Below are 10069 nucleotides of genomic sequence, written 5' to 3' on the forward strand. Positions count from 1 at the left end.
CCACGCAGCGCATCGCAACCGCCGAAGGCGTAGGCGTAGGCGTAGGCGTAGGATCGCATCCGAACAAACGGCATCTCGCCGGCATCGTCCAAGCACACGCAGCACGCACACCGACCCTGCCTGACCAAGGCGATGTATCCGCCGCTATCGCTTCATGACAGCCGACGCGCCCGCTGCCTGCACGCCATGCTCGACCAGCGTACGTCGCAGGATCAGCATGCCGATATGCAGCTCGTCGTTGCCGACGAAGCGGCCCACGTGCTGGCAGCCGCTCTCGTCCCGGTACTGGATCTGCGTCCGCGTGATGCGATAACGGCCGTGCTGCCGACGACCCGACCCTGCAGCGATGGTGATATAGCGGCCATCGGCCCGCAGCTGCTGCCGCAGGCCACCGTCGGCGCTCACCCACACGCCCAGATACGGATGCATCAGCTGCACCGCACCGGCGGGTAGATGTTGTCCGGCATCACTGCGGCCGGCAGCAGACAGCGTCGAGCGCGACTGGCGCGGCACCGCCGCGCCAGCCCCCAACGCCAGCGCAATGGCCAAGGCCATCCGCGCATCGCTCATCGCGTCGCTCGCGCTGAGGCACCGGCAGGCGCGCGGTCCAGCACCTCGCTGTAACGCACCAGGTCGAGAAAGGCATGCACCTCGACCGCACGACCTGCCTGCATGCGCAGGATCCACGCATAGCGATTGCGGTATTCGCCGCCATCGCGCAAGCGCGCCGCACCCTCCCACACCACGATGACATGATCGCCATCGGCCCAGACGTCCCAATGCAGCGGACGCAGCGGCGTGGCCAGTCGCTCGGCCAGGGGTTGCACCGCCTGCCTGACCAATGCCTCGCGACCACGCAGCGTCCCCGCGCGCGGCCCCGAACCTTCGATGGTCCACACCACCTCTGGCGAAAGCACGCGATCGAAGAAACTGCCGCGGCCCTCGGCCCAGCCGGCAAACGCAGCCTGCACGCGCTGCTTGTTGCAGGCTGCCGTCGGCATCGCCGCGTCGCCGCCGCAATCGCGCTCGGCCGCCGCCGCGGGCAAGGCCAGCGACAGCAAGAGCGCGCAGGCAGATGCCAGCCACCCACGTGGAAGAACAAAGATCTGCATCAGTGAGTCTCCGCGATCAGGCGCGCCGCTGCACGCTGGACGTTCCGTAAATCAGCTGCTGGGCCATCGGCCGACCGATGAAGCGCTCCGGGAAGATCGGTGCCGGCGTGCTGGCTTGTTGCAGCCGGTCCAACTGTTCCTGGCTGAAGACCACGTCCAGGGCACCGAAGTTGTCTTCGGCCTGTTGCACGGTGCGCGCGCCCACCAGCGGCGACACCACCGCCGGGTGTCGCAGCGTCCACGCCAGCGCGACCTGCGAGCGCGAGACGCCCAGTTCGTCGGCGACGCTGCCGGCGACATCGGCGATATCCAGCGCGCGTGCGTTGAGATGACCGGTGGAGGCGATGATGCCCTTGCGGCTGCCCGACACCTCGGCCGCATTGTCGTCGGACAGGTCCGCGCGGCTGTACTTGCCGGTCAGGATGCCGCCACCCAGCGGCGACCACGGCAGCACGCCCAAGCCCAGCGCCTGTGCCATCGGCATCAACTCGTGTTCGACCGTGCGCTCGACCAGGCTGTATTCGATCTGCAACGCGACCAACGGCGACCAGCCGCGCAGATCGGCCAGCGTTTGCATCTGCGCCACGCGCCAGGCCGGAGTATTGCAGATACCCAGATAGACGATCTTGCCGGCACGCACCAGATCATCGAGCGCGCGCATCACCTCTTCCGGCGAGGTGGTGAAGTCCCAGGCGTGCAGGTACAGCAGATCGATTCGGTCGGTGTCCAATTGCCGCAGACTGGTTTCCACCGACCGCAACAGGTTGAGTCGATGGTTGCCACCGGCGTTGATGTTGTCGGCCGCGCGCGCCATGGTGTACTTGGTCGCCAGCACGATACGTTCGCGCTTGTCCTTGATCAGTTGACCGACGATGCGTTCGGAAGCGCCATTGGTGTAATTGACCGAGGTATCGACGAAGTTGCCGCCGCGGTCCACGTAGGCATCGAAGATGCGTCCGGCCTCGCTGGCGTCCGCTCCCCAACCCCACTCCTGACCAAACGTCATCGTGCCCAGCGCCAGCGGCGAAACACGCAGGCCGGAGCGGCCGAGCAGACGGTAGCGGTCAAGCGACAGTGCCTGAGTCATGCAGTTTTCTCCTCTCACAAGATGCGTTGGCGCATCGAACGGGAACCACTGTGGCGTAGCCGGCAGCGCCACCGGTAGCTGCATCCTCCGGCATCCTTGCCCGATCGACCGAACGCTTCAGGTCGCTGAAGCAGCCGTCGTCGTGCTCGCCACGCGCATGCGAGCGGCTCGATCGCAGCGCCGATCGACGTCGTGGATGCCGCGTTGGAGTGCCGACACACCCGCTAGAGCGTGTGATGCACGTTGAGATGAGATGCGTTGGCTGTCAGCGGTGCGGAGCGGGTGCTGCGTGGCACCGGCTTGGCTGGCGCCAAGGCAAGCCGTGTGGCGCCGCTGCGCCGATGCCATCCACGGCTGTGTCCGGAACTCCAGCTCAGCAACGTGGCTGCGGACCTGTTCGAACAGGAAGTCGACATCGCCGTGCGCATGCATCCACCAGCCAGGATGCGCTGGTCGCGCGCAAGGTCGGTGCGATTCCGCCGGGCGTGTCCGCCCATCGCGACTATCTGGCCCGACGCGGTCTGCCAACGCGTGGCGAGGACGTGCTGGAACACGACCTGATCGGACCGGACCGCAGCCGCGCCGACCTGGCCGTCGGCAGGCTGTTGCATCCGCTGCTCACCCGCGATCGCCTGGCGCTGCGTAACGACAGCCATCCGGCGCGGTTGGCGATGGCCCGCGCAAGCCTGGGCATCGTGCTCGCGCAATGTCCGATCGCGCGGCAGGATCCGCAGTTGCAGCAGGTCCTGCCCGAGCTGGAACTGCCGGCGTTGAACACCAGGATCGTCACCCACGAAGACCTGCGTGAGGTGCCACGCGTGCGTGCCACCTTCGACCACCTGTGCGCGGCTGTTGACGCCAGCGCTGCGTCAGGGCGTCGCCTGGTCGCCGCCGTCTTCGTCCGAGCGCGCCACCGCCACCCCCGCCCGGCTGAAGCGAATCTCCTGCGGTGATTGCAGCGCGATGCCCTCGTTGGCCATGCCTTGCAACAGCGCAAAGAACAATTCGCTGCGCACCCCGTAGGCCTCGCGCGGGCTGCGCACATAGGCGAAGGAATTGAAGTTGACGTGGGCACCGGCCAGCGAATCGATGAAGACCGATGGCGCCGGATCGGCCAACACCTTGGCATGCGCCTCGAACAGGGCCAGCAGCATCGTGCGTACCCGCGCCACGTCGGTTTCCAACGGTACCGAGAACTGCAACTGCACCCGACCCAGCGGATTGGACAGAGTCATGTTGCGCACACTCTTGGTGATCAGCTCGGAGTTGGGCACGATCAAGGTGGAACGATCGCCGACCTGGATTTCGGTGGCGCGCACACTGATCCGCCGCACGTCGCCTTCCTGATCGCCGATCCGCACCCAGTCGCCGATCTTGACCGGCCGTTCGGCCAGCAGGATCAGGCCGGAAACGAAATTCTGCGTGATCGCCTGCAAGCCGAAACCGATGCCCACCGACAGCGCACTGAGCACCAGCGCGAGCCGCTGCAGATCCAGTCCCAGCGCCGTCAGGCCCCATACCACCACCACCAACCAACCGAGGTAGCGCGCCACGGTGCTGATCGAATGACGCGCACCGGCATCCAGATCGGTCTTGGGCAGATAGGTATTGACCAGCCATTGCTGCACCACGTGCACCACGCCCATGCCGAGCAGCAGCACCAGCAACGCGCGCGCGACGTCGGCGGGAGTGATGGTCAGTTGCTTGCCGATGGCGATGCCGTGCGACACCGTATCCAGCCAGCCGTTGATGACGGTGAGATTGGCGCCGAACGGCGTCAGCAAGGCGGCGATGCCCAGCAACACCAGCATCACCCGCAAGACCGCCGAACTCAACAAGCCCACTTGCACCAGCCGGCCGCTGCCCATACCCAGCGCGTGCGACAGCGCCCGGCTGAAACGCCCTTCCGGTTTGAACAGCCAGCTGGCCAGGTCGTCGACGAACATCGTCAACAGCCCGAGCAGGCTGCAGATCAGCGTGATCCAGATGATCTGCAGGGTAATGAACAGCGCCAGGTTGATGTAGCCGACCAGCGCCGACAGCAACGCCGTGATCACCGCCAGGTGGCCCAACAGGCGGATCAACACGATGACGCCGCCCCCGCGCGAGACCACCGGCGGCGGCTCGCCGCTGTCCGGATCGGTCGCGCCGGCACTGGCCGCGCGTGCGCGCAGCGACAGACTCAAGCCCGCCAGCGCGGACAGGATCAGCCCGGCGTACAGCACTGCCGTGGTCGCATCGACAGCGGTGCGCAAGGCATCGCTGCTGCGCGCCACATCGTTGATCCGGATCGCCAGCCCGCTGACCCAACTCACCGCGGCCGTGGCCAGGCAATGCATCCGCAAGCGATCGACCGTGCCGTCGTCCAACGCGAACAAGCGCCAGCTCGGCAGGCGTTTCATCAACAGGCTGGCGCTGAGCGAACCGATGAAGGCGGCAATGCAGCTGATGAACACGAATGCCGTCAGCACGTCGTCCACCGGCTTGGGCAGTTCGCCAGCCGCGCGCAGGCTTTCGGCCAGGACTGCCGCCGCCAAGCCCAGGGTCAAGGTGCCTACCAGCAGGAACCACAGCGCCAGCCCCGAGCGCCGCAGGCGCCCGCCCGGTGCACGCGAGGCCGCATAGCGCCGCCCCAGGTGGCGCAGGAAGATCCGCAGCGGGAACGCCAGCACCAGCGCTATTGCCACGCCGATCAGCACTTCGACACCCGCACTACGTGCGGTCTGCAGCGCCTGCGCGCCCTGCGCAGACAAACCGAGCAGGCGCTCCTGATCGTCTGGCCATTGCTGCGCCAACGCGCTCCACAATGCCGGCGACAGCGGCGACGGTGCGCGCGTGGACAGCCGCTCACTGAAGCGCCGTGCACGTGCACGCTCCAGACGGTCGGATAGATCGGCCGCGTTCTGCGCCATCAGATTGGCACGCTTGACCTCCGCGTCCAGGGCATCGCGTTCGCGCTGCAGGGCACGTCGCTGGCTGCGCAGGTCGGGCGGATCGCTGCTCTGTTCTTCGCCGAGCGGCTTGAGCCGTTGGTCGACCTGCTGGAACACCGGCTCGAGCGTGCGCCCCAGATCCTGCGCCTGCCGTTGCGTGTCCAGCACGCTTTCGGCCAGCTGCTGCAATTGCTCGTCATTGGCCTTGTCCAACGCGCCTTCGGCCTGCTTCAGCACTTTCTGGCTGTCGTCCAGCTGCGCCTGTGCCTTGTCCAGCAGGGCATCGGTATCGTCCTCCTGCGCCCATGCAGCACCGCTGCAGACCAGCAGCAGACAGGCAAGCAGCCACAAGCGCGGCACCACGGCGCAGCAACGACGCATAACAGAGCGATTCACGGACACAGGCGGGCGGGAACGGGCGCGGCAGGCCGCAGTGGGCGCATCTTAAGCCACGGCCTGGTGCCGCTTACATCTGCCCGCGCCACCCGGTCAGCCGGCTTTGAAACTGCCCGCCGTCAGGCCCGGCTGGGCCGCAGGCAGCGCGTTGAACAAGACGACCGCAGGGGCCGCGCAGGCGGGCGCACTGCCTGCGGCGATGGGCTCGCGGGCTGTGCCTTGTCTATATCGTCCATCACCGTAAGTTCCGGGCCATCGGGCGCTTCCGGCAGGTAGCAAGGGGAGACAGTCGGCGCCTGTGACTGCGCGCCGCGGCGGCCGCGCGCCTGCACTGCCGGCGCAGAGGGCGCGCCCATCTTGCATCTTCCAGGTGGAGGCGCCGCTTGGCCGATGTATCAGTCCATTCGCTGTGCGATGGCGAGGGTCCCGAAGACCTGGTCCGTGCCCCTAAGCTGGATCTGAATGCAGCACGGCCTGTCACCCCATACCCACACCGCGCTGTCGCAGAATCGGGTCACTGCTGCGGCACACGCAGCAGCCGACTCGCGAAGGAGACCCCTATGCAGATTCAGATCCAGACCGACAACCACGTCCCGCACGATCCGTCCGTCGTGCAGCATGTCGAGAAGACCTGCTCGGCGCAGTTGGCGCACTTCGCCAACGACATCACCCGCGTGGAAGTGCACCTGCGCGACGAGAACGGCCAGCGCGGTGGAGCGGCGGATCGCACCTGCAGTATCGAGGCCCACGTGGCCGGCCTGCCGCCGATCGCGGCGACCAACAGCGCCGAGACCACCGCGGCGGCAGTGACCGGCGCAGCGCGCAAGCTGCGCAGCGCCATCGAGAGCGCGCGCGGCAAGCAACACGCCCGCTGAGGCGCGGCGCAAGCTACGACCCACGCGCCAATCACGAGTCGGCCCGCCTGCAGTGCTGCTGCAGGCGGGCCGATGCGTTTGGGGAAGATGGCGCGCCCGGAGGGATTCGAACCCCCGACCAATGGCTTCGGAAGCCACTACTCTATCCGGCTGAGCTACGGGCGCGTGGCCGGCCATTATGCCAGAACTGACAGCGCGGGTGAGGACCAATGCGCAGACGCGCCGATCCGTCTCGCCTGCCACCAGCTCGGTCTGCGGCCCCATGGTCTCATTCTGATGCGCAGACAACTGTCGCGAGGGCGCCCCGCCTCCTCCCACATGGCCGCCCCACAGCCGCGCTGCTACCCTTGCGCGATGAGCAAGCAAGGCCTGGAACACGCGCCCGCCGCGCCGGCATCGCGCTGGAGCGAGCGGCTGGGACAGTATTGGAAGCTGGTCCGGGGCGACCGGCCGATCGGCAGCCTGCTGCTGCTGTGGCCGACCTGGTGGGCGCTGTGGCTGGCTGCCGGGGGGCTTCCGCCGTGGTGGACCTGGTGCGTCTTCACCGCCGGCGTCTGGTTGACCCGCTCGGCCGGCTGCGTGATCAACGACTATGCCGACCGCTGGCTGGACCCGCACGTGGAGCGCACCCGCGGCCGCCCCCTGGCCACCGGAGCCGTCTCCGGCCGCGAGGCCCTGTGGGTCTTCGTGGTCCTGATGCTGGTGGCGTTCGGCCTAGTGCTGAGCCTGAACTGGTTGACCGTGGCGCTGAGCGTGCCGGGCCTGTTCCTGGCCGCCAGCTACCCCTACCTGAAGCGCCACACCCACCTGCCGCAGGTCTATCTGGGCATGGCCTTCGGCTGGGGCATTCCGATGGCCTTCGCCGCCGTGCAGAGCAGCGTGCCGCTGCTGGCCTGGCTGCTGTACGCCGCCAACATCCTCTGGTCCACCGCCTACGACACCTGGTACGCCATGGTCGACCGCGACGACGACCTGCGGATGGGCAGCAAGTCCACCGCCATCCTGTTCGGCCGCTACGACCTCATCGCCCAGGCGGTGCTGTATGCGCTGATGTTCGTGCTGCTGACCGCAGTGGGCTGGCGCGCCGGCCTGGGGGCCGCCTACTGGGCCGGTCTGGGCACATCGGTGCTGCTGGTGGCCTACGAGTTCCGGCTGGCGCGTCATCGCGAGCGCGCCGCCTGCTTCCGCGCCTTCCTGCACAACAACTGGGTCGGCCTGGCGATCTTCGTCGGTATGGCAGTGGCACTGGCGCTGCGCTGAGCTGAGCTGAGCGCAGATGTCATGGACGGCAGCAGCGAGTGAGGGCGCGGCCTGGGTTTGAGTGGATCGGTTGGCAATCTCTCGGTTGGGCCTGAGATCAGGAACGGTACGGTTCGGGTCGGCGGATCGATCGAGGACCACGTTGCCGTTGCGCGGCGCGCATCCAGCCGACGAGGCCCGCAGCATGCGCTGCGATCAGCTGCTTGAGGTCGAGAGCGGAGACATCGCCGATCGCGGCGAGCGTGTCTGTGCCGTCCCCGCAGACGACATCGCCGGCATCCAAGTCGCGCTGTCCTCCCCCATCAACGCCAACGCGCCGCTCATGGCACCCGTGCGCAGACCCACGCATCCACCCGTTGCACGCCCGCGCGCCGCAGCGCGCGGGCGGCCGCATGCAGGGTGGCTCCGGTCGTCATGACATCGTCGACCAGCGCCACGTGGTTGGGCAGCGGCGTGCGCGCACTGAACGCATCGCGCAGGTTTCGCTGGCGCTCGGTCGCGTCCAGCTCGGACTGTGGCGTGGTCGCGCGGACCCGCGTCAGCACCGGCAGGCACGGCAGGCGTAGCGCCCATGCCAACGGCCGCGCCAGTTCCAGCGCCTGGTCGTAACCACGCTGCCGCAGCCGTCGACGATGCAGGCTGACCGGCACCAGCGCCTGTGGGCGAGGCAACCCCGCGCAACGCTGCGCCATCAACGCGCTGAGCGTACGACCGGCGGCCAGATCATGGTGAAACTTGAAGCGCCGCAGCAGCCCATCCACTGGCCAGCAATAGGTGAAGCAGGCATGCACCTGCTGCAGCGGCGGCGGACGTTGCAGACAGGATCCGCACAGCGCAGGCCCGTCGTGCGCAAACAACGGCGATGCGCAGCAACGACAGGCCGGCCCGTGCTCCGGCAGTGCGGATCGGCACGCCGGACACAGATCGCCTTCGCCACCGCCGGGATCGGCGCAGACCACGCAGACCGGCGGCAGCAACAGGCGCAGCAGCTGTCGCGGCCACCCGTAAACCGACCCCCGCGCACCGAAGTTGACAGGCTCGTCCATGCTCACCAGACTGCCTGGCTTGCAAGCCGCTGACCGTCAGGAAACCCCGATGTCTGTTGTCCGCCATGACTGGACCCGCGAGGAAGTGCAGTCCCTGTTCGCCCTGCCCTTTCCCGAACTGCTGCACCGTGCCAGCGCCGTGCACCGCGCGCATTTCGACCCGGCCGAGGTCCAGGTGTCCACCTTGCTGTCGGTGAAGACCGGTGGCTGTCCGGAAGATTGCGCCTACTGCCCGCAAGCGCAGCGCTACGACACCGGCGTGAGCGCGCAGAAGCTGCTGGAGACCGATGCCGTGGTCGCCAAGGCCCGCCAGGCCAAGGCCGCCGGTGCCTCGCGCTTCTGCATGGGCGCGGCCTGGCGCTCGCCAAAGGATCGCGACATTCCCAAGGTCGCGGCGATGATCCGCGAGGTCAAGGCGATGGGCCTGGAAACCTGTGCCACCCTCGGCATGCTCGATGCCGAGCAGGCGCGTGCGCTCAAGGATGCCGGCCTGGACTACTACAACCACAATCTGGACACCGCGCCGGATTACTACGACTCCATCATCCATACCCGCCAGTACCAGGACCGCCTGGACACGCTGGGGCATGTGCGCGACGTCGGCCTGAAGACTTGCTGCGGCGGCATCGTCGGCATGGGCGAAACCCGCGACCATCGCGTCGGCCTGCTGCTGGCCCTGGCCACCCTGCCCGCGCATCCGGACTCGGTACCGATCAATCAACTGGTGCAGGTGCCTGGCACCCCACTGCACGGCACCGAGCAACTGGACCCGTTCGAGTTCGTCCGCATGATTGCGGTCGCCCGCATCACCATGCCGCGCTCGATGGTGCGCCTGTCGGCCGGCCGCGAAGCGATGAGCGACGAACTGCAGGCCCTGTGCTTCCTCGCCGGCGCCAACTCGATCTTCTACGGCGAGAAACTGCTCACCACCGGCAACCCGGATACCGAGCGCGATCAAGCACTGTTCCAGCGCCTGGGCCTGCGCCCGATGCAGATCACCGTCGATGCCGCAGATCACGATCACCCCGGCACGGTGCATGCGGATATCACCTGCAAACTGACGCACGAACACGCCGCCTGACGCAGGGCGGGTTCGGATTCATTACCCTACCTGGCAGGCACCGGCCTGCGCCGATTGCTGACACATCGGCGCGGGGCCGCATCCGTGCTTTGCCGCCCATCCCGAGCACTGGATGGCTCAACCGGCATCACGAGGCAACCCGTAAGCTCCCCCGTCAAGCAGGCACTTCAAAAGTAGAACTTTCGGCGTGCTTGTTGCGGTACTCGACCGGGGTCATTCCGCCGAGCGAATCATGGGATCTTGCTTCGTTGTAGTCGATCATCCACCAGTGGGCGGCTT

At 67.4% G+C, this 10069-nt stretch carries 10 protein-coding genes, 1 tRNA gene and 1 pseudogene; 4 read left to right on the top strand and 8 right to left on the bottom strand.

The window, feature by feature from the left end; translation table 11 throughout:
* Positions 1-144: 144 nt before the first annotated feature.
* Genes CKY51_RS09250 through CKY51_RS09260 form a run of 3 tightly spaced genes read right to left on the bottom strand, consistent with a single transcriptional unit; the run spans position 145 to position 2199 of the window.
* Positions 145-570: an Atu4866 domain-containing protein gene (locus tag CKY51_RS09250; protein WP_022970756.1), complete on the bottom strand. Its 426-nt coding sequence runs from the start codon at positions 568-570 to the stop codon at positions 145-147.
* Positions 567-1112 (bottom strand): nuclear transport factor 2 family protein, encoded by a 546-nt coding sequence (locus CKY51_RS09255; RefSeq protein WP_022970755.1) that lies wholly within the window; start codon positions 1110-1112, stop codon positions 567-569. Before CKY51_RS09255 ends, CKY51_RS09250 begins: the two co-directional genes overlap by 4 nt.
* Before the next feature lie 16 nt (positions 1113-1128).
* Positions 1129-2199, bottom strand: coding sequence for an aldo/keto reductase (locus CKY51_RS09260; protein WP_022970754.1), 1071 nt, complete (start codon positions 2197-2199; stop codon positions 1129-1131).
* A 485-nt stretch (positions 2200-2684) separates the two neighbouring features.
* On the opposite strand from CKY51_RS09260, the gene CKY51_RS22430 reads away from it, so the two are divergent.
* Positions 2685-3152, top strand: a complete 468-nt coding sequence (locus tag CKY51_RS22430) for a type 2 periplasmic-binding domain-containing protein (RefSeq protein WP_052172112.1) — start codon at positions 2685-2687, stop codon at positions 3150-3152.
* Here the strand turns inward: CKY51_RS22430 and CKY51_RS09270 are convergent.
* Positions 3069-5559: pseudogene (locus CKY51_RS09270) on the bottom strand (DUF3772 domain-containing protein). The gene CKY51_RS22430 and the pseudogene CKY51_RS09270 sit on opposite strands and share 84 nt — an antisense overlap.
* A gap of 529 nt (positions 5560-6088) precedes the next feature.
* Between CKY51_RS09270 and CKY51_RS09275 the strand changes: the two are divergent.
* Positions 6089-6403, top strand: a complete 315-nt coding sequence (locus tag CKY51_RS09275; RefSeq protein ID WP_022970752.1) for an HPF/RaiA family ribosome-associated protein — start codon at positions 6089-6091, stop codon at positions 6401-6403.
* Between the two features lie 88 nt (positions 6404-6491).
* Here the strand turns inward: CKY51_RS09275 and CKY51_RS09280 are convergent.
* Positions 6492-6568 (bottom strand) — tRNA-Arg (locus CKY51_RS09280).
* A 189-nt stretch (positions 6569-6757) separates the two neighbouring features.
* Here CKY51_RS09280 and ubiA point away from each other — a divergent pair.
* A complete protein-coding gene (gene ubiA / locus CKY51_RS09285; protein WP_022970751.1) occupies positions 6758-7663 on the top strand; it encodes a 4-hydroxybenzoate octaprenyltransferase in 906 nt (301 codons plus the stop codon).
* Between the two features lie 97 nt (positions 7664-7760).
* Here the strand turns inward: ubiA and CKY51_RS09290 are convergent, their stop codons facing one another.
* Together CKY51_RS09290 and CKY51_RS09295 are read right to left on the bottom strand one after the other, a co-directional pair.
* Positions 7761-7946, bottom strand: a complete 186-nt coding sequence (locus CKY51_RS09290) for a hypothetical protein (protein WP_022970750.1) — start codon at positions 7944-7946, stop codon at positions 7761-7763.
* Positions 7947-7983: 37 nt separating this feature from the next.
* Positions 7984-8709, bottom strand: a complete 726-nt coding sequence (locus CKY51_RS09295) for an amidophosphoribosyltransferase (protein ID WP_022970749.1) — start codon at positions 8707-8709, stop codon at positions 7984-7986.
* Between the two features lie 49 nt (positions 8710-8758).
* On the opposite strand from CKY51_RS09295, the gene bioB reads away from it, so the two are divergent.
* Positions 8759-9790, top strand: coding sequence for a biotin synthase BioB (bioB, locus tag CKY51_RS09300; protein WP_022970748.1), 1032 nt, complete (start codon positions 8759-8761; stop codon positions 9788-9790).
* Positions 9791-9944: 154 nt separating this feature from the next.
* On the opposite strand, the gene CKY51_RS09305 is transcribed toward bioB, so the two are convergent.
* On the bottom strand, positions 9945-10069 hold a 125-nt coding region (locus tag CKY51_RS09305; protein ID WP_342354110.1), incomplete at its 5' end, for an integrase core domain-containing protein.

This window comes from Xanthomonas maliensis, from assembly GCF_009192945.1.
Lineage (GTDB): Bacteria > Pseudomonadota > Gammaproteobacteria > Xanthomonadales > Xanthomonadaceae > Xanthomonas > Xanthomonas maliensis.